The 19,785-nt window shown below is 69.7% G+C and carries 18 protein-coding genes and 1 pseudogene; 14 read left to right on the top strand and 5 right to left on the bottom strand.

Annotated elements, in window-relative coordinates:
* The first annotated feature begins 50 nt into the window (after positions 1-50).
* Complete coding sequence (locus QFZ52_RS14915) at positions 51-1,271, top strand: PucR family transcriptional regulator (RefSeq protein ID WP_307498405.1); 1,221 nt, start codon at positions 51-53, stop codon at positions 1,269-1,271.
* A 35-nt stretch (positions 1,272-1,306) separates the two neighbouring features.
* Here QFZ52_RS14915 and QFZ52_RS14910 read toward each other — a convergent pair whose 3' ends face one another.
* From QFZ52_RS14910 to cycA, 5 genes are all read right to left on the bottom strand, one after another.
* A complete protein-coding gene (locus QFZ52_RS14910) occupies positions 1,307-1,798 on the bottom strand; it encodes a hypothetical protein (RefSeq protein ID WP_307498403.1) in 492 nt (163 codons plus the stop codon).
* Between the two features lie 4 nt (positions 1,799-1,802).
* The gene (locus QFZ52_RS14905) at positions 1,803-2,237 is read right to left on the bottom strand and encodes a helix-turn-helix domain-containing protein (RefSeq protein ID WP_307498402.1); all 435 of its coding nucleotides are present in this window, start codon (positions 2,235-2,237) and stop codon (positions 1,803-1,805) included.
* 130 nt (positions 2,238-2,367) lie between these two features.
* Positions 2,368-2,646 (bottom strand): HPr family phosphocarrier protein, encoded by a 279-nt coding sequence (locus tag QFZ52_RS14900; RefSeq protein WP_066213729.1) that lies wholly within the window; start codon positions 2,644-2,646, stop codon positions 2,368-2,370.
* 69 nt (positions 2,647-2,715) lie between these two features.
* Entirely contained in the window at positions 2,716-4,395 is a 1,680-nt protein-coding gene (gene ptsP / locus QFZ52_RS14895; protein ID WP_307498401.1) for a phosphoenolpyruvate--protein phosphotransferase, read from the bottom strand.
* A gap of 92 nt (positions 4,396-4,487) precedes the next feature.
* Positions 4,488-5,942, bottom strand: a complete 1,455-nt coding sequence (cycA, locus tag QFZ52_RS14890) for a D-serine/D-alanine/glycine transporter (RefSeq protein ID WP_307498400.1) — start codon at positions 5,940-5,942, stop codon at positions 4,488-4,490.
* Positions 5,943-6,157: 215 nt separating this feature from the next.
* Between cycA and QFZ52_RS14885 the strand changes: the two genes are divergently transcribed.
* The 13 genes and pseudogenes from QFZ52_RS14885 (at position 6,158) to QFZ52_RS14825 (ending at position 19,007) form a co-directional block, all read left to right on the top strand.
* On the top strand, positions 6,158-6,604 hold the full coding sequence (locus QFZ52_RS14885; RefSeq protein WP_307498399.1) for a MarR family winged helix-turn-helix transcriptional regulator: 447 nt from the start codon (positions 6,158-6,160) through the stop codon (positions 6,602-6,604).
* 40 nt (positions 6,605-6,644) lie between these two features.
* Positions 6,645-7,872 (top strand): annotated as a pseudogene (locus tag QFZ52_RS14880) (MFS transporter).
* Positions 7,873-8,147: 275 nt separating this feature from the next.
* Positions 8,148-9,563: a purine-cytosine permease family protein gene (locus tag QFZ52_RS14875; RefSeq protein WP_307498398.1), complete on the top strand. Its 1,416-nt coding sequence runs from the start codon at positions 8,148-8,150 to the stop codon at positions 9,561-9,563.
* Between the two features lie 104 nt (positions 9,564-9,667).
* Positions 9,668-10,402, top strand: coding sequence for a siderophore-interacting protein (locus QFZ52_RS14870; RefSeq protein WP_307498396.1), 735 nt, complete (start codon positions 9,668-9,670; stop codon positions 10,400-10,402).
* A 139-nt stretch (positions 10,403-10,541) separates the two neighbouring features.
* Positions 10,542-11,807, top strand: coding sequence for an MFS transporter (locus QFZ52_RS14865; protein ID WP_307498395.1), 1,266 nt, complete (start codon positions 10,542-10,544; stop codon positions 11,805-11,807).
* Between the two features lie 2 nt (positions 11,808-11,809).
* Complete coding sequence (locus tag QFZ52_RS14860) at positions 11,810-12,805, top strand: hypothetical protein (protein WP_307498394.1); 996 nt, start codon at positions 11,810-11,812, stop codon at positions 12,803-12,805.
* Between the two features lie 128 nt (positions 12,806-12,933).
* Complete coding sequence (locus QFZ52_RS14855) at positions 12,934-14,352, top strand: dihydrolipoyl dehydrogenase family protein (RefSeq protein ID WP_307498393.1); 1,419 nt, start codon at positions 12,934-12,936, stop codon at positions 14,350-14,352.
* Positions 14,353-14,418: 66 nt separating this feature from the next.
* Positions 14,419-14,580 (top strand): hypothetical protein, encoded by a 162-nt coding sequence (locus tag QFZ52_RS14850; RefSeq protein ID WP_307498392.1) that lies wholly within the window; start codon positions 14,419-14,421, stop codon positions 14,578-14,580.
* Positions 14,577-15,458: an ABC transporter ATP-binding protein gene (locus QFZ52_RS14845; protein WP_307498391.1), complete on the top strand. Its 882-nt coding sequence runs from the start codon at positions 14,577-14,579 to the stop codon at positions 15,456-15,458. The genes QFZ52_RS14850 and QFZ52_RS14845 overlap by 4 nt, the downstream gene beginning before the upstream one ends.
* Position 15,459: 1 nt before the next feature.
* Positions 15,460-16,146, top strand: coding sequence for an ABC transporter permease (locus QFZ52_RS14840; protein ID WP_307498390.1), 687 nt, complete (start codon positions 15,460-15,462; stop codon positions 16,144-16,146).
* Entirely contained in the window at positions 16,143-16,910 is a 768-nt protein-coding gene (locus QFZ52_RS14835) for an ABC transporter permease (RefSeq protein WP_307498389.1), read from the top strand. Before QFZ52_RS14840 ends, QFZ52_RS14835 begins: the two co-directional genes overlap by 4 nt.
* Positions 16,911-16,944: 34 nt before the next feature.
* Positions 16,945-17,856: an ABC transporter substrate-binding protein gene (locus QFZ52_RS14830; protein WP_307498388.1), complete on the top strand. Its 912-nt coding sequence runs from the start codon at positions 16,945-16,947 to the stop codon at positions 17,854-17,856.
* A 137-nt stretch (positions 17,857-17,993) separates the two neighbouring features.
* On the top strand, positions 17,994-19,007 hold the full coding sequence (locus QFZ52_RS14825; RefSeq protein ID WP_307498387.1) for a squalene cyclase: 1,014 nt from the start codon (positions 17,994-17,996) through the stop codon (positions 19,005-19,007).
* The last annotated feature ends 778 nt before the right edge of the window (positions 19,008-19,785 follow it).

The following is a 19,785-nucleotide window of genomic DNA, read 5'->3' as shown; positions in this document are numbered from 1 at the left end:
TGGCGGCAACTGTCGCCTGGTGTAGCTTGCCGTCCAGTAGGCTGGACGACATGCAGCAACCCGATGTGGAACAGCTCGTCGAGCAGCTCGCCGCCCGCCTGGGGCGAGGCCTGTCTCTGGAGGACCTGGACGGTCTCCTCGTGGCCTACAGCTCCAATCAGGAGCAGGCGGACCGTGTGCGGGTCAATTTCCTGCTCACCAAGAGGGTCCCGCCGGATGTCAGCGCCTGGCAGCTCTCGCATGGCATCTCGGCCGCCGTGCGTCCCGTGGTGGTCCCGGCCAACGAGGAGCTCGGCATGCTCGGCCGTGTCTGCGTCCCGCTCCTGGTGCGCGGCTTCCGGGTCGGGTACCTCTGGGTGCAGCAGAGCAGCGGGGAGAGCAGTGCCGCTCCCATCCTGGGTCAGCTCGCCGAGGTCCGCCACGAGATCGAGCTCCTGGCGACCCTCCTCCTTGAATCCAACACGGCCGAATCGGAGCAGCGGAAGCGCCGCGAGGTCGAGTTCCTCTCCGCCTGCTCGGGGGAGCGTGGCGCGATCGCCGCCGTCGGGAACTGGGCTGAGGTGCACGGCAAAGGCCCCTGGCAGCTGATCACGGTGCTCGACGCCGGCGCGCGCCACGAGCCCGAGGACCCCCTCGCGGCCTCCCTGACGCACCGCAGCGCGGCGCTGCAGTCCACGGTCGGTGTGCAGGAGGCTCTCTTCAGCGCAGGCCGTCCCAGCCATTCCGTCATGCTGTTCCGGGCCTCGCAGGGCCGGGCGGTGCATGCGCAGGTCCTGGTGCATTACCAGCTGGAACTCGCCAAACGGTCGGGACAGGGCAGGCCGAGGATCGTGATCGGGCTCAGCGAGCCCTTCGCCGAGATCCGGAAGCTGCCGGACGCTTACGGTGAGTCGCGGACGGCGGCGCTCGCCGGCGTCGTCGAACCGTCCCTGGGTGAGCTGGTGGACTGCCGCGACACGGGCATCTATCAGTTCTTCGCGACGGCGGCGCAGGGCCCCATGGACTGGGGCGGGGCGAGCACGCTCAACTTCGCGGCGCTCGAGGCCGGGGACAAGAACCAGGAGCTGCGGCCGGTGCTGGAGATGATCTACGACACCGGCGGGACCGTGCAGGACGTGGCCGACGAGCTCCATCTGCACCGCAGCACCGTGTACAACCGGCTCGCGAAGGTCCGGCAGATCATCGGCGCCGACCCGCTCAAGGGCTCCGTCCGCCTGGAGCTGCACGCGGCGCTGAAGGCGGCGCGCTGGCACGGTCGCCCGCGCATCTGAGGGGCCGTCGGCCCTTCGCCCACGGGTCTTGCCTCTCAGCCGTCCCGGCGGCCGGTGTCGCGACGTTCGGTGTCTCGGCGTTCGGTGGCCTGGCGTTCGCGCTCGATGCGGTCCAGCGCGCGGGCGTCGAAATGCTGAGGTGCGGACTCGTCCTGGGCCGAGGTGGCCGGAGCGGGCGCCGGCCGTTCAGCGGGCGACGTGACGGGAGCCGGGGGAGCGGGCTGCAGGCGCTGCGCGTCCGCTTCGCGGCGGTCCGAACGGGCCCGTTCCTCCTGGATCCGGTCCAGGGAGCGGGAGTCGAAGTGGTGGAAGCGCGTCCCCTGGTCCTCCTCGGGGCTGGGCGCCGGTTCGTGGGCCGCCCGGCGCTTCTTCAGCACGTCATGCGCCACGATCGATCCGCCGATGTACGCCACCGCCACGAAGAGCAGCTGCATCAGTCCGTCGGCCTTCAGCAGGCTCAGGAGCGTCCCGACGAGGACCGCCGCGAGGGCGCCGTAGAGGTTGTGAAGACCGAAGAGTTTGGGCACGGGATCAGTCTACGGTTCCGGGGTGTGAGGCCTTCTGCGCGGCCAGCCAGGCCGTGATGTCGCCGCGGCGGATCCGGCGGTGCGTGCCGCGGTACTGGACCGGGATCTCACCACGGTCCGTCATGTTCCGCAGGTACGTGTGGGAGATGCCGGCCAGCTCCGCCGCCTTGCTCGTGGTGAGCAGTTCGTCGTCGAGCGGGTCCCGGGTCTCCGCGTGGGCGGCATCGCCGCTGGTCACGGTGACGGTCTCCCCGCGGGACAGGCGCGTCAGGAGGTCCACCACGGCGTCCCGTGCGCCGTCGGGGAGCCGGAAGACCGTGCCGTCCACGAAGACGGTGACGTCCTGCCCGCCGTCGAGCGCTCGCCGCAGCCCGGAGGCGGCGTCGGCGGTGAGGGGGCCGGTGGTGTGCGGCTGGGCCTTAATCGTCGACTGCTCCATAAGATGCCATTTTCCACCCGATTCGGGGTGATTCCGGCATCCTATGGTGGGCCCCCGGCGGCGAGGGCCCCGAGCCGAGCTTGCGAGGCCCGGGAGCCGCCGGGGACAGTGGACAGGAAGGCAGGGAGGGTTACTCGGCGTCCAGGTCGGTTTCGACGAGGGTGGCGAGCTTGTCCAGGGCCTCTTCGGCGCCCGGGCCCTCGGCGCGGAGGACCACGGTGTCGCCGTTGCCGGCGCCCAGGGTCATGAGGGACAGGATGCTCGAGGCGTCCATGGCCTCATCCTCGGGGGTGCCGGCCAGGGCGATCGTCACCTCGACGTCGAGCTCGGCTGCGGCCTCGGCGAAGATCGCAGCGGGACGGGCGTGCAGGCCGGAGGCGCTGGCGACGACTGCTGTGCGTTCGGGCATGGGGTTCTCCTTCAGGTGGAAACGGTGGGGGTCGGGTGAAATTCCGGGCGCTGTCGCAGACCGGGGCCGTTACAGGCCGAGGTCGTCCAGGATCGGCAGCCGGGCGCGGACGGCGGCGCGGCCCTCCACGGCGGTCGCGGCGTTCAGGGCCAGCGCGGCGATCTCCTGCGCCTCGGCCAGCGTGACGCTCTTCAGCACGGTGCCGACGGCGGCCAGCGACCGCGCGGTCATGGACAGCGTGTTCACTCCCAGACCGGTGAGCACGACGGCGAGGGCCGGGTCCGCGGCGGACTCACCGCAGACGCCCACGGCTTTGTCCCCGGCGGCCCTGGCGCCCTCGACGGTCAGCTGGACCAGGCGGAGAACGGCGGGCTGCCACGGGTCGTTCAAGCTCGCGAGCGGGCCGAGCATACGGTCCGCGGCCATCGTGTACTGCGTGAGGTCGTTGGTGCCGAGCGAGGCGAACGCGACGTCCTTGAGAACGCTGGACGCGTTCAGCGCCGCGGACGGGACCTCGACCATGACGCCCGGGGTCTTCAGGCCCACGCCGGCGCAGAGGGAGGCGAAGTGCGCGGCCTCGGGCTGCGTCGCGATCATCGGCGCCATGACCCAGACCTCGGCCTCGGTGTCCACGGCGGCCACGGCGATCGCGGAGAGCTGGCGCTCGAGCACGCCCGGGGTGGTCCAGTCGGTGCGGTAACCGCGCACGCCCAGGGCCGGGTTCGGTTCGGTGGTGTCGGTGAGGAACGGCAGGGGCTTGTCCGCGCCCGCGTCCAGGGTCCGGACCACGACCTTCTTGCCCGGGAAGGCGGCGAAGACGGCGCGGTAGGCGTCGGCCTGCTCGTTCACGGACGGCTCGGTGTCGCGTTCCAGGAAACAGAATTCGGTGCGGAACAGGCCCACGCCCTGCGCACCGAGGGCCGCGGCGGCTTCGGCGTCCTTGGCGTTGCCCACATTGGCGAGCAGCGGCACGAGGTGGCCGTCCGCCGTCGAGCCTTCACCGTCGAAGGTGGCCAGGGTCGCGGCGCTGCTCGCCCACTTCGCGGCGGCTTCGCGCTCCTCGTCGCCCGGCTCGGGGACGACCAGGCCGGCCGCGCCGTCGACGTACACTTCGGTGCCCTCGGGGATCTCCTCGATCCCCTCGGCTGCCACCACGGCCGGCAGGCCGAGCGAGCGGGCGATGATGGCCGTGTGGGACTGGGGGCCGCCGCCGGAGGTCGCGAGGGCGAGCACCACGGAGGTGTCCAGGGTGGCGGTGTCGGCCGGGGCCAGGTCCTCCGCCATGAGGATGAAGGGGGTCGCCGACGCCGGGATGCCCGGCGCGGGGACGCCGCGCAGCTGCGCGACGAGGCGGGAGCGCACGTCCAGCACGTCCGTGGCGCGCTCGGCCATGTAGCCGCCGAGAGCCTTGAACTGGGCGGCCACGCCTTCGGCCGCCTCCCAGACGGCGCGTTCGGCGCCGGTGCCGGCGGTGATCAGCTTCCCGGCGGCCTTGAGGAGCATGGTGTCCTTGGCCATGAGCGCGGTGGCCTCGAGCACGGCCTTGCCGTCCTCACTGGCACGGGTGGCGCGTTCCTTGAGCTCGTCGTGCACCGCCAGGGCCGCGGCCTTCAGGCCCGCGATCACCTCCGCGGGGTCCGCTCCCGGCGGCAGAGTCTCCCCGGCCTGAGGCTCCGCCAACGGCTCCGGCATGTGCTTGACGGTAGCGATGACGCGGCCCGGATTGACTCCGACTCCCTGGAACCCCATGGTGAAAACTCCGATCGACTCACACGGATCATGTGCTGGCAACACTGTCGAAATACTAGTGGGCGGGCCTGAGGCCCGCCCACTAAAAGACGCTACTTCATACTTTGTTTCCACGCCTCATGACGTGCCAGGTGATGGGGCGATCGCCGGATCACGAGCCAGGCGATCACGAGGATCACGAACCAGATCGGCGTCACGAGCAGGGCCGTCAGCGTGTCCGGCTGGGTGGTCAGCGCCCAGATCAGGAAGACGAAGAACGCGAAGACCACGTAGACCATCGCGACGCCGCCGGGCATCTTGTACTTGGACGCCGCGGCCAGTTCGGGACGCTTCTTCCGGTAGACCAGGTAGCTCAGCAGGATGATGCTCCACACGAACATGAAGCAGACGGCGGAGACGGTGGTCACCATGTCGAAGGCCGCGCCGATGTCCTTGCCCGCGTACAGGAGGACGACGCCGCCCAGCAGCAGCACGCAGGACAGGAACAGCGCGTTCTGGGGCACCTTGCGGCGGGACAGCTTGCCGAAGACCGCCGGGGCGTCGCCGTCGCGGGCCAGCCCGAACACCATGCGGGACGTGGAGTAGATGCCGGAGTTGGCGCTCGACATTGCTGAGGTCAGGACCACGAGGTTCACGACGGTCGCCGCGATGCCGAGGCCGGCCAGGGAGAACATGCCGATGAAGGGGCTGTGACCGGCCTTGAACTCGGTCCACGGGGTGACGGACATCAGGATGATGAGGGCGCCCACGTAGAAGAGCATCACGCGCACGGGGATGGCGTTGATGGCCTTGGGCAGGTTGTGCTCCGGGTTCTTGGTCTCGGCGGCGGCAGTGCCCACCAGCTCGATGCCCACGAAGGCGAAGACGGCGATCTGGAAGCCCGCCACGAAGCCCATGAACTCGCGCGGGAAGAAGCCGCCGTGGCTCCAGAGGTTGGTGAAGCTCGCCTGGCCGGCCGGGGACTGGAAGCCCGTGAGGATCATGACGAGACCCGTGACGATCAGGGCGACGATCGCGACGATCTTGATGAGCGCGAACCAGAACTCGGTCTCGCCGAAGGCCTTCACCGTCGGCAGGTTGAGCGCCAGGAGGATCAGGATGGTCAGCACGCCGGGGATCCAGAGGGGGATGCCGGGGATGAGGGTCTCCGCGTACCCGGCGATCGCGATGACGTCGGCGACGCCGGTGACCACCCAGCAGAACCAGTAGGTCCAGCCGGTGAAGAATCCGGCCCACGGGCCGAGGAGGTCGCCGGCGAAGTCGCTGAACGACTTGTAGTTCAGGTTGGAGAGCAGCAGTTCGCCCATGGCGCGCATGACGAAGAACAGCATGAAGCCGATGATCATGTACACGAAGATGACGGACGGCCCGGCGACGGAGATGGTCTTGCCGCTGCCCATGAACAGGCCGGTGCCGATGGCTCCGCCGATGGCCAGGAGCTGGATGTGCCGGTTGCTCAGGGCCCGGGCGAGGTGCGGCTCGCCCTCGCCCGAGGGGGCGGCGCCGGGAGTCCGGGTGGCTGTGGTGGCCGATTGCGGATTGGTCATGCGGGGCCCTCTCGTTCGCAATGCCTGGTTGTGACCTGGCTGACATTTTGCCGCTCATAGCCTAGCGCGAAGGGGATTTCTCCGAAGGGGACAGTTGTCGAATGCTTTCGGGTGTTACGCGACGAACTGTCGAAGAGCGCGGGCGGTGTCCGCAACCGTCACTCCTGAACGTCGACTCTTGAAGTTAGGTTCCCTAACTGTTAGGATACCTAAGTATGAACAGCGAATCAGATGCAGCTCTGGAGCTGGCCCGGACCTTCCGGGAGGCGCTCCGCCAGGCGGTCTACGTCACGCGCCGACTGGACGTCGGGGAGACCGAGTTGACCGGCTCGCAATTGAGCCTTCTCACGCAGCTTGCCGACGGCGGAGCACGCGTCAGCGACATCGCCCGCAACCTGGGGGTGCGCGCACCCACCGCGACGGAGCAGATCACCCGCCTCGAAGGACGCGGCTACGTGCGGCGCGACAGCGATCCCGAGGACTCGCGCGCCGTCGTCGTGCGGCTGACCGATGACGGCTGGGACGCGGTGGCCCGCGTCAACCTGCGCCGCAACCGCGCCATCGCCGCCGTGATCGACGATCTGGCGCCCCGCGACCGAGCGGCCCTCGAAGCCGCCATTCCTGTTCTGACCAGTATTTACGACCGTTTGCGTGGCGAGTGACCGGACCTTCCGGATCCCGCCCACAGGAGAGAAGCGAGTAATGAACCAGTTGGATGAGACCATCCACGAGAGTCAAGAAGTCCTGGAAGAGGAGAAAGCGTCCTTCTTCCGACAGCCGAAGGCAGTCTGGGCCACCGCTCTGGCGGCCGTGTTCTCCTTCATGGGGATCGGCCTGGTGGACCCCATCCTCCCGGCCATCGCGGAGAATCTGCACGCCAGCCCGAGCCAGGTGTCCCTGCTGTTCACCAGCTACTTCCTGGTGACGGCCGTGGCCATGCTCATCACGGGCTTCGTCTCCTCGCGGATCGGCGGGAAGAAGACGCTGCTGATCGGTCTGGGCCTGATCGCGGTGTTCGCCTCCCTGTCCGGGCTGTCCGGATCGGTCGAGCAGCTCGTCGGCTTCCGCGCCGGCTGGGGCCTCGGCAAACGCACTGTTCGTGGCGACCGCGCTCGCGGTGATCGTCGGCGTCGCCAGCGGCGGCTCGGGCGTGGCCATCATCCTCTACGAGGCCGCGCTGGGCCTCGGTATCTCGCTCGGCCCGCTCCTGGGCGCCCTGCTGGGCGGCTGGCAGTGGCGTGCCCCGTTCTTCGGCACCGCACTCCTCATGGCGGCGGCGTTCATCGCCCTCTTCATCATGCTGCCGACGCTGCCGAAGCCCGCGCAAAAGGTGCGGCTCCGCGATCCGATCCTGGCCCTCGGCCACGCGGGTCTGCGCACCACGGCTCTCGCCGGCTTGTTCTACAACTTCGGCTTCTTCACCATCCTGGCCTTCACGCCGTTCATCCTGCACATGAACGCCTACGGCATCGGGGCCGTGTTCTTCGGCTGGGGCGTCGCGCTCGCGGTGTTCTCCATCTTCGTGGCGCCGATCCTGCAGCGCCGCTTCGGCACGACGCGCAGCGTGATGCTGGCGCTGACCGGCCTGCTCGTGGTGCTCGTGGGGCTGGGGCTCGCCGCCCTGGCGCACTCCGTGCCCACCGTCGTGGTGCTCGTGATCATCTCGGGCGCGCTGCTCGGCATCAACAACACCCTGTTCACCGAGCTGGCCATGGAGGTGTCCGATTCGCCGCGGCCCGTGGCGTCCGCCGGGTACAACTTCGTGCGCTGGATGGGCGGCGCGCTGGCTCCGTTCATCGCGGCGCAACTCGGTGAGAACTTCGGGGCGCAGGTGCCGTTCTTCTTCGCCGCGGTGATCATGGTCTTCTCCCTCGTGGCGATCTTCACGGGCCGGAAGTACCTGAACGCCCACGAGCCGCACATCGTCTGAGGCTCTCCGCCTCCCGCGTTTCCCTCGCGAACCGCCAGTAGGCGCCCGTATTCCCCGCGAATATGGGCGCCTGCCGGCGGTTCGCGCGTTTGGGGGGCGCGTCGACAGGGCGGTTGCGGGGGGCGACGGGGTGCGACGACGGCGGGCGGCCGTCGTCGTGCGTCGCCGTCCGGGATGCCGGACAGCTTCCCCTGTGATCCGGTTCACAGCATTCCTCCGCTGGAGTGCAATGGAGCAGAACACCCAGCAGGAACCTCACCCCCGGGAGCGTGACCATGGCGGCAGCCACTCTAGAGATCCGATCCATCGACAGGGTCCCCAGCGGGGAGCGCCACGGCAGCCCGTGGAGCCAGTTCACGCTCTGGTTCGGGGCGAACGCCCAGATCACGGCGATCGTGGACGGCGCCCTGGCCGTGGTGTTCGGGGCCGACGCGTTCTGGGCGATCATCGGCCTGCTGGTGGGCAATCTCCTGGGCGGGGCCGTCATGGCGCTGCACTCGGCGCAAGGGCCGAGCCTGGGCCTGCCCCAGATGATCTCGAGCCGAGCGCAGTTCGGGGTGTACGGCGCGATCATCCCGCTGGTGTTCGTGATCCTCATGTACATCGGCTTCGCGGCGACCGGCACGGTCCTCTCCGGGCAGGCGATCAACCTCATCATCGGGTCTGACAACCGTTCGGTGGGCATCATCGTGTTCGGCGCGCTGACGGCCGTCCTCGCGATCATGGGCTACCGTTACATCCACGCCCTGGGCCGCGTGGCGACGGTGCTGGGGCTGGCCGGTTTCGCGTATCTGACCTTCGTGATCCTGACCCGCTACGACATCTCCCAGGTCCTGTTCACCAAGCCCTTCGAGGTGAGCACCTTCCTGATCGCGGTCTCCGTGGCGGCCGGCTGGCAGCTGACCTTCGGCCCGTACGTCGCGGACTACTCGCGGTACCTGCCGGAGGACACCAGCGCGAAGCGGACGTTCTGGTACACCTTCGCGGGGTCGACCATCGGTGCGCAGTGGGCCATGACCCTGGGCGCCCTGGCCGGCGGGCTCTCCGCCGCGGGGCTGGGTGGCAGCTTCCTCAAGAACCAGGTGGGCTACATGGGAGATCTGGCGGGCGGCGGACTGCTGGCGCTCGGGGTCTACATCATGATCGTCACCGGCAAGCTGACCGTGAACTGCCTCAACGCGTACGGCTCCTTCATGTGCTCGGCCACGATCTCCACCGCGTTCACCCGCCGGAACACGGTCCGTCCCGCGGTCCGCGCGGTGTCCGTGCTCGTGGTGATCGCCCTCAGCGTGATCGTGGCGCTGGTGGCGTCCGCCGACTTCCTGAACCTCTTCAAGAACTTCATCCTGCTGCTGCTCATGGTGTTCACGCCGTGGTCGGTCATCAACCTCATCGACTACTACAAGGTGTCCGGTCACCGGATCGACGTGGCCGCGCTCTACAACCCGGACGGCCGGTACGGACGCTGGAACGTGGTCGCGCTCGTGTCCTATGCCATCGGCATCCTGGTGCAGATCCCGTTCCTGTCCCAGGCGCTCTACACCGGGCCGCTCACCGCCTACCTGGGCGGGACGGACATCTCCTGGATCGTCGGCATCGTGGTGACCGCCGCGGTGTACTGGCCGTGGGCGACGGCGGCGAAGCGCTCGCGGGAGCTCCGCGAACGGGAGGGCGCGACGTCGGTGGTCTGACCTCCTCCCGCCGCACCGGCCCCCGAGGTGAGGTTAAGCTATCCTAAGTCTCGCGTGGGCCGGCCGACTGGTCCGCGGCACACGAGCGAGACGGAGGACGGCACATGGCGCTGACCAAGCACGGCTGGGAGGGCGTGGTCCTCAAGGCCTTCGGCGCCAAGGATTTCCAGGTCAGGACGGTCGGCAGCCGCTGGATCACCGAGGATTACCTCCGGGTCGACTTCACCGGTCGTGAACTGCTGGAGGCCATCGGCGCCCACCCCACCGCCTGGATCCGGGTCTGGTTCCCGACCGGCGGCCGCGGCCACCAGCGGGCGTACACCCTGGTGGACCCCGACCCCGCATCGGGCACGTTCAGCCTCGAATTCGCGATGCACCGAGGGCCCGCGGCTGATTGGGCGCGCGCCGCCGCCGCGGGCGAGGTCCTCGACGTCACCATCCAGGGCAGCGCCTTCCGCCTCCCGGACCCCGCGCCACGGCGCGTCCACGCGGTGGGGGATGCGGCGGCGGTCCCCGGACTCAACACCCTGCTGGACGTGCTGGGGGAGACGCCCGCCGTCGTGTTCCTCGAGCAGCAGCACGAGAGCGACGGCGGCATCCCGCTGCGTCTGCGCCCTCAGGACAGCCTCATCTGGATTCCGCGGGAGGACGACGGGCGACGTTTCGTCGCCGAGGTGAGCGCCGCCTGGTCCACCGGCGACCACGCCCTCGACCCGGAACAGGACTTCGTGTGGATCGCGAGTGAAAGCTCCGCCTTCCGCCTCCTGTCCAAGGAACTGCGGTCCACCCACCGCATGACGCGGGACCGCGTGGACGCCCTGGGCTACTGGCGCGCCTGACGCCCTGTCTGGCCCGGCCGTGACGTGTCCACAGGGCACGGTTCGCCCGCCCACGAGTCCGCCGCTCGGCATAGGATGAGGCACGGCGGGCCCGCGTGCAGGACACGGGACCCGGCCTTCAGGGGATGAGGAGCACGGCATGTCGATCGCCCAGCACGGCCCGTCGGGTGTGGCCCAGGAGCCCACCCGTGAGGTGAGCCCGATCTGGATCACGGGTGTGGTCCTGGTCAACCTGGGCATCAACGCGGCCTTCTTCGCCCCGCTCCAGGTGCTGCTCGGATTGCAGGCCGCGCAGCTGGACCCTGGCCAGAAGGAAGGCATCCTCGCCCTGGTGACCGGCTGCGGCGCGGCCGTGTCCCTCGTGGCCAACCCCGTCTTCGGCGCGTTCAGTGACCGGACCACCGGCCGCTTCGGACGCCGCGTGCCCTGGGTGGTGGGTGGCGCGGTCGTCGGCGCCCTGGCTCTGGTGGCGCTCGCGGGGGTGCCCGACGTCGCCCTCATGACCCTGGCCTGGTGCCTGGTCCAGGCCGGCTGCAACGGCGCCTACGCCGCCGTCACCGCCGCCGTCCCGGACAAGGTCCCCACGGAGCAGCGCGCCACGGTGGGCGGCCTCGCGGCGATGGGCCAGACGGCTGGCATCCTGCTGGGCGCCGTCATCGCGGCCGTGGTCAGCGGCAATCTGTGGCTCGGCTACGGGCTGGCCGCTCTGGCGCTGGTGCTCGGCGTGGTCCTCTTCGCCTTCCGGTCCGGTGACGCGCCGCTTCCGCGTGAAGCCGTCCCGCCCCTGAACTGGGGGAAGTTCCTGCTGAGCTTCATCACGCCGCTGGCCTCCGCCGATTTCCGCTGGGCCTGGATCACGCGCCTGCTCGTGAACATCGGCAACCACATGATCACGCTGTATCTCCTGTTCTTCCTCACGGACGCCGTGCACCTTCAGGAGACGCAGGGCATCCCCGCGGAGACCGGCGTGCTGATCCTGACGGGTCTCTACGCGATCTTCGTGATCATCACCAGCGTGATCGGCGGCCGGATCAGCGACCGGTTGGGCCGGCGGAAGCCGCTGGTCATCATCTCGTCCGCGATCATCGCCACCTCCGCGCTCATCCTGGCGTTCTCCCCGACCTGGGCGGGCGGCCTGATCGGCGCCGCGGTGCTCGGGATCGGCTTCGGCGCGTATCTCGCGGTCGACTTCGCGCTCATCACGCAGGTCCTGCCCCACGCCGAGGAGCGCGGCAAGGACCTGGGCGTCATCAACATCGCCAACTCGCTGCCGCAGGTCATCGCGCCGGCCATCGCCTGGCCGTTTGTGACGCTCTGGGGCGGATACCTCTCCCTCTATGTCGCCGCCGCGGTGATCGGATTGCTGGGGGCGGTGTTCGTGGTGCGGATCAAGGGAGTGGACTAGACGTGGCCGGTCCCCAGCCTCCCGGGAAGCCTCCCCGGAGCCTGCCCCCGCATCCGGTGGGCGGCGGGATGCCCGTGCACCGGGAGACCCGGGACATCACGCCGTTCGTGGGCGTGGTCTTCCAGGTGTCGGTGCGGAAGATCGCGGGGGGACTGGGCGAGAGGATCAGGGCCGGGCGAGGTCTCGACCCGGTGAACCGGTTCGCGTTCCGAGAGGGGCCGGGGCGGCTGCAGGGGTTCTCCGGCAAGTTCGCCAAGGCGCTCCACACCGAGATCACGATGGGTGGCGGACCGGAGCGTCTCATCCTCCTGGCCCGGAGCCACAGTGGCTTCGCGGGGCTCTGCTACGTCCTGGCCGGGCTGCGGGCGTACCAGGGGCGGCAGTACCCGCAGGCCGTGGAACTGCTGCGCCGCGGGCAGGAGACGCTGGTGGACGACGCCGCCCACCGCTTCATGCAGCGCCATCTGCTGGGCCTTGTGGTGGAGGTCGAACTCAGCGACGGGGTCGCGGCCCGCATCCTCTACTCCGATGAGGCCCTGCACTACGCTGCCGCGCACGCGCTGCGCGAGGTCGGCGAGGTGGAGGCCGCCGTCGTCGAGCTGGAGCAGGTGCCGCATTCGCCCGCCAAGGCGCTCGCGCTCGCCCAGCTGGCGAGTCTGCAGGAGGATTTCGAGTCCGTGATCCGGCTGAGTGAGGGGGCGCGGAACGCGGACGAGCTGAGTGCCGCCCTGCTGCTTCTCCGCGCGCGGGCTCAGCGGCAGAGCGGTCGCCTCAAGGATGCCGAGGCGACGCTCACGGAGGTGCTGCGGCGCAAAGGCACGGCACTGCAATTGCGCAATGCGGCGCTGACCGAGCGCGCACTTCTGGTGCTCGACGCCGGCTGGAAGGCCCTGCCGCGAACACGCCCCGGGAGGGTGGCGCCGAAGCCGAGGTCGGGCGAGCGGGACGCCCACCAGGAGTGGAGCAAGGAGTTCCGGAAGCTCAAGCGCCGGAAATGACCCCGGACGAGCCCGGAAGGCGCTCGGAAGGGGCCTCTGAACTGCGGTTTCGTCATGGGTGGTTGACGCGCGGTGAGCGGATCGGCTTGAGTGGAGAGACCACGCGAACCGGGGAGGCGGCGCTGCGCATGAGTGACGAGTATGACCTGATCGTGTTGGGCGGTGGCCCCGTGGGCGAGAACGTGGCCGACCGGGCCGTCCAGGGTGGCCTCACGGCCGTGATCGTGGAGAGCGAACTGGTCGGGGGAGAGTGTTCCTACTGGGCTTGCATGCCGTCGAAGGCATTGCTCCGGTCCCCGCAGGCGCTGCGGGCTGCCCGGAAGGTGCCCGGCAGCGCCGAAGCCGTCACGGGCGACCTCGACATCCGCGCCGTTCTGGACCGGCGTGACTCGTTCACGAGCCACTGGAAGGACGACGGGCAGGTGTCCTGGCTCGACTCGGCCGGGATCGATCTGGTCCGCGGGCACGGGCGCCTCAGCGGTGAGCGCCGGGTGACCGTCACGACGCCGGACGGCGAGGAGCGCACGCTCACGGCCCGCCACGCCGTCGTGCTGAGCACCGGTTCCGACGCCGCGGTTCCCGGGATCCCCGGTCTGCGCGAGGCCAAGCCCTGGACCAGCCGCGAGGCGACGAGTGCCCAGGAGGTGCCGGATTCCCTCGTGGTGGTGGGAGGCGGCGTCGTGGCGGTCGAGATGGCGACGGCCTACGCCGCGCTGGGCTCGCAGGTCACGCTGCTGGCGCGGAGCGGGCTGCTCGGCTCGGTGGAGCCGTTCGCCGGGGACCTGGTGGCCGACGGGCTGCGGGACCTCGGCGTGGACGTGCGCCTGGACGTGAAGACCCTGTCCGTGGAGCGCGACGACGAGGGCGTGACCGTCCGCACCGACGCCGGCGACGTGCGCGCCGCCGAGATCCTCGTGGCCACCGGCCGGAAGCCGCGCAGCAGCGATATCGGGCTGGAAACGGTGGGGCTGGAGCCGGGTGCTTCCGTCGCCGTCGATGACACGCTGCGCGTGACGGGCGTGGACTGGCTCTACGCGGTGGGCGACGTCAACGGCCGTGTGCTCCTCACCCATCAGGGCAAGTACCAGGCGCGGGCTGCCGGGGACGTGATCGCGGCGCGTGCGCAGGGTCAGCCGATCGACGACGGCGCGTGGGGCCGCCACGTCGCCACCGCCGATCACGCCGCGGTGCCGCAGGTCATCTTCTCCGAGCCGGAGGTCGCCGCCGTGGGGCTCACCGAAGCGGAAGCCCGTGATTCGGGGCGCCGGGTGCGGGCCGTGGACGTCGAGTTCTCCTCCGTGGCGGGGGCCTCCCTGCACGAGGACGGCTACCAGGGCCGCGCCCGCATCGTGGTGGACGAGGATCGCCAGGTGCTCCTCGGGGTGACGTTCGTGGGGCCTGACGTGGCCGAGCTGATTCACGCCGCTGCCATCGCGGTGGTGGGCGAGGTGCCCGTGAAGCGCCTCTGGCACGCCGTTCCGTCCTACCCGACGCTGAGTGAGGTCTGGCTGCGGCTCCTCGAATCGTACGGGCGGCAATCCGCCTGAGGGGTCGGCTCCGAAGAGTGTCAGAGGCTCACCGTAGTGTCGGAAGGACACGGGAGAAGGAAGATCATGCACACCGAATTCGCAGGAAACGGCCGCCCGCACGGGTCCGCCGGCAGCGTGGCTGAGCCGCGGGCCGCCGTCGCGCGCGCCGAGACCACACGGGCCGCCGCGCCGGCGTGTCCCGACGTCCCGGCGCTCGCCGGAGACCGGGGGCGGGCCGGACGATGATCGAATTCCGCTCCGTCTCCAAGACCTTCCCCGACGGCACGCTCGCCGTGGACGGCTTCAACCTGGTCATCCCGCCCCGTCAGACGACCGTCCTGGTGGGCTCCTCCGGATCGGGCAAGACCACCCTGCTCCGCATGATCAACCGCATGGTGGAGCCGAGCTCCGGCACCGTGGAGATCGACGGCGAAAGCGTCCTGGACCGTGACCCCGTGGCCCTGCGGCGTGGCATCGGCTACGTCATGCAGAATTCCGGCCTGATGCCGCATTTCACGGTGCTGGACAACGTCGCCACCGTCATGCGGCTCAACGGGGCCTCCCGGGCCGACGCCCACGCGCGCGCCCGCGAGATGCTGGACACCGTGGGCCTCTCCCAGAAGCTCGCGGACCGGTACCCGAGCCAGCTGTCCGGCGGGCAGCAGCAGAGGGTCGGCGTGGCCCGCGGTCTCGCGGCAGACCCGAACATCCTGCTCATGGACGAGCCGTTCGGTGCGGTGGATCCGATCGTCCGCGCCGAGCTCCAGCAGGAACTCCTGCGCCTCCAGTCCGAACTCGGCAAGACCGTGGTGTTCGTGACCCATGACATCGACGAGGCGTTCCTGCTCGGCGACCGCATCGTCATCCTTGGCGCCGGCGCGCAGATCGTGCAGGAAGGCACTCCCGAGGAGATCATCGCGAATCCTGCCGACGACTTCGTGGCCGCCTTCATCGGCGCGGACCGGGGCAAGCGCGCCCTGCGCCTGGTCGAGACTCCCGAGGGCACCGTGGTGGTCGACGCGACCGGGCGGGCCCAGGGAGCGCTCGTGGATGCCCCGGCGACGTCCGGAGCCGTGGGCGGAACCGCCCCGTCCGTGGCGCCGGGCGGCGGGACCGGCGGCTGACGTGACCTGGATCCTCGACAACCTGGGGCTGATCCTCAACCTGACCGGAGTGCATCTGCGGCAGAGCGTCATCGCCCTCGCCCTCGGCATCGTAGTGGCGGTCCCGCTGGGCCGATTCGCCTGGCGATACCGGCTCGTCCGCGGGCCCGTCATCCTGCTGACCGGGCTGCTCTACACGATCCCGTCGCTCGCCCTGCTCATCCTGCTGCCGGCGCTCTTCGGCTACCCGGCCACCAACGAGGCCAATCTCGTCACAGCGCTCACCATCTATGCCGTCGCCATCCTGGTGCGCTCCGTGGCGGACGGCCTCGACGCCGTGGACCCGGACGTGCGCCGTGCCGCCACCGCCATGGGGTACGCGCCGGCGCGCCGCTTCTGGACGGTGGAACTGCCCCTCGCCGCCCCCGTGATCCTCGCCGGGGTGCGTGTGGCGGCGGTCAGCACGATCGCCCTCGCCACGGTGGGCACCCTGATCGGGGTCAACAATCTGGGGTACCTCTTCACCAACGGGCTGGACCGCCGGCTCATCGAAGAGGTGTTCGCCGGAGTCGCGGCCGTGGTGATCCTGGCGGTGGTCGTGGACGTGGTCCTGGTGCTTCTGGGGCGCCTGCTCATGCCCTGGCAGCGTGCCACGAGCGGCCGGGCGAAGCGCCCGCGGGCCACCGAGCCGGCGGAGGTGTCCGCATGAACCTCTTCGCCGATGCGGTCCGTTGGCTGACCGATCCCGCGCAGTGGACCGGCACCTACGCGCTCCCCACCCTCCTCGGGCAGCACCTCCTGTACACGGCGCTGTCCGTGCTGATCGCCGCCGTCGTGGCGGTGCCTGCCGGCTGGCTCATCGGCCACACGGGGCGCGGGCGTGAGGTGGCCGTCGCGATCTCCGGCGCCGCCCGGGCGATCCCGTCGTTCGGCCTGCTCATCCTGCTGGTGCTCCTGTTCGGCGTGCTGCAGGTCCCGGCCGCCGCCCTCGTGACATTCGTGCTGCTCGGCATCCCGTCCCTCCTGGCCGGCGCGTACACGGGGATCGAGGCGATCGACCGCCGCGTGATCGACGCCGCCAAGGCCATGGGCATGACCCCGTGGCAGGTGTTCTGGAAGGTGGAGTTCCGCCTCGGGCTGCCACTGCTCATCGGCGGGCTCCGTGCAGCCACGCTCCAGGTCATCGCCACGGTCACCATCGCCGCCTACGTCAATCTGGGCGGTCTCGGCTGGCCCATCATCCAGGGCATCCCGCTGCGCCGCTTCGATCAGGTGCTGGCCGGCGCCCTGCTGGTGGCCGTCCTCGCCCTGATCGTCGACCTCCTGTTCGCCCTGGCTCAGCGCGCCGCCGTCCCCGCCGGGGTCCGCGCGTCCGGCGGCGGGCGTCAGGAGGCCGAACCCCGTGCGCGCCGTCGCACGTCATCCCGCGTCCGGCTGAACACCCCAGCCGCGTCCAGACAGCACGCCGAGTGAAACTCCGCGTGAGGAAGTGAAGAGAGGAACCACCATGTTCACTGCTCGCATCGCCAGGATCGCCGCGGCCGGCGCCGCGCTCGCCGTCACCCTCGCCCTCAGCGCGTGCGGTTCCGGCAACCCGCTGGACCAGCCCAGCAGCGCGGGAGGCGGCTCCGGGGACAAGATCGTCGTCGGGTCGCAGGCGTACTACTCGAACGAGATCATCGCCGAGATCTACGCTCAGGGACTCGAGAAGGACGGCCAGAAGGTGGAGCGCCGGTTCAACATCGGCCAGCGCGACGCGTACATGGGCGACGTGAAGTCCGGGGCGATCAGCCTGTTCCCCGAGTACACGGGGAACCTCCTGGAGTTCCTGCAGGGCAAGGCCGCTTCGACCAGCCCCGCCGACGTCTACGCCGAGCTGAAGAAGGCCCTGCCCAAGGGTCTCGTGGCGCTCGACTACGCCCAGGCCGCGGACCAGGACACCTACACGGTGACCAAGGCGACCGCCGACAAGTACGGTCTCCAGACGATCGCGGACCTGAGCAAGGTGGAGGGCAAGGTCACGATCGGCGGCGCACCGGAGTTCGAGAAGCGCCCGTACGGCCCCGCAGCCGCGAAGACCCAGTACGGCGTGGACCTCGCCTTCTCCGCGACCGGCCCCACCACCCTGGACGCGCTGCGTGCCGGGACGGTGCAGGTGGCGGACATCTACTCGGCGGATCCGGCGTTCGAAAAGGGCGACCTGGTCGCGCTGAAGGATCCGAAGAACATGATCCTGTCCTCCAACGTGGTGCCGATCGCGAGTGAGGCCGTCTCCGGGAAGATCTCCAAGGTGATCAACGCGATCAGCGCGAAGCTGACCACCGAGGAACTGGTGAAGCTGAACGTCCAGAGCACGGTGGACAAGCGCCAGCCCGCCGAGATCGCCACGGCCTGGCTCAAGGACAAAGGCCTGAGCTGACCGGTCTCGGCTGATCGGTCTCAGCTGACCAGCATCAGCTGATCGGCAGGGGACGCTCTGGGCAGGGGGTGGAGCGTCCCCGCCGTCGCGGGCCATCGGGTTCCGCGGCGGCGAACTTCGGAAGGGACGGTGCGGCGATGACGGCTGAGCATGCCGACGGCGAGCAGCAGATCACGGCCCCCGACGGTGCCGTCGTCGACTGGCTCCTGCGCGGCGACCCCGCGCTGCGCTGGCAGGTGCTGCGCGATCTCCTGGACGCGCCCGCCTCCGTGTGGGAGGCCGAACGGGCGCGGATCGCGACCGAGGGCGCCGGCGCCAGGCTCCTCGCCCTGGCCGGGGAGGACGGCCAATGGGCTGGTGGATCGTTCGTGCCCGACGGCTTCACACCGGCGGATTGGAAGGCGGAGGGGCAGCCCTGGACCGCCACCACCTACAGCCTCACGCAGCTGCGCGAGTTCGGCCTGGACTCCTCTACCCCGCGAATCCGGGAGATCGTGGAACTCGTGGGCCGGAACTCCCGCTGGGATCATGACGGCCAGCGGTTCTGGGACGGCGAAGTGGACACCTGCATCAACGCCAGGACGCTCGCGGACGGCGTCTACTTCGGTCTCGCGCTTCCCGCTCTCGTCGAGTGGATGCTCGCCGAACAGCAGCCCGACGGCGGCTGGAACTGTGAGCGTGAGAACGGTTCCGTGCGCTCCTCCTTCGACACCACCCTCAACGTCCTCGAGGCGCTCCTGGAACTGGAACGCCACGGGCAGGGCACCCTGGCGACCCAGCGGGCGCGTCAGGCGGGCGAGGAGTACCTCCTGGAACGCGGCCTCTTCCGCCGGAAGAGCACGGGCGAACCCGCCGACCCCGGGTATCTGGACCTCCGCTATCCGTGGCGGTGGCGCTACGACGTCCTCCGCGCCGCCGACCACCTCCGGGCCGCGTCGCTCGTGGACGGCACCGCGCCCGATCCCCGGCTGGCCCCTGTGATCGACCATCTGCGGTCCCGGCGTCAGGCCGACGGACGCTGGCTCCTGGACGAGGAGCTGCGCGGCCGGGTCTGGTTCACCCTCGACGACGGCGCCGGCCTCCCGTCGCGCTGGATCACCTTCCGGGCGCTCCGGGTCCTCCGCTGGTGGGAAGCGAAGCAGGTCGCCTGAGGCGCGGGGGTGGTCTACTGCCTGCGGTCACCATTTCGAGCGCTGACCGGTAAGACTGGACCCAGGGAGGGACCCCCTGCCTGCCAAGCCTGCTTTACGGCTGCTTTCGCGGTCTCCTGATCAGGATGTAAAGGAGAGTCAGCAAGCCGAGGATCGCGCCCCCTTGTAGGACCCAGCGAGATGCTGCCATTCCAGCATCGAATGACGCCGAACCGTGTTCGGTGGAGAACAGGGTTGTCATCAAGATCGTGACCCCTGCGAGCAGCAAACACAGGGCGATGACGATGCAAATTCGAATCGGAATGCCGAACCTTTTCCATGCATCAAGCATTTGGTTCCTCCATTCGACGACTTACTGAGCCCAGCATCCGGGGACGGCTCCCCAGACTTGGTTGACGTAAATCCCGGTGCCCCAGGCGGAGCAGACCCCAGCCCGGCGGCCCCGATGGTGAAGGCCGCTGCAGCAACAGCGCCGGCTGCTCCTCCAATACCGGTTTCAGAAGAGATGATACCCGCGATGGCTGCGACGCCGGCCCCGCCCCACATGGCGTTCGTGACTACGTTCGCGGCGCAGGAATCCAATTGGATCTGGGTTCCCCACCAGTAGGTGGAGAAGCCGTTCCGTCCCTGACAATTGGAGATCGCTGCGGCGACGGAACTAAGCGAAGTCGGCGCGATCCTCGCTGATGCTGGGGCATGGATGACGGATCCTCCACCAGCAACGATGCCGCCAGCGAATTCGTCAGCAATACCTTCGGCGACCCCAGACTTGAGGGCC

The organism is Arthrobacter woluwensis, from assembly GCF_030816155.1.
GTDB classification, from domain to species: domain Bacteria; phylum Actinomycetota; class Actinomycetes; order Actinomycetales; family Micrococcaceae; genus Arthrobacter_E; species Arthrobacter_E woluwensis_A.
Note: the sequence above shows the minus strand (reverse complement) of the source record. Positions and strands in the feature narration are given on the sequence as shown.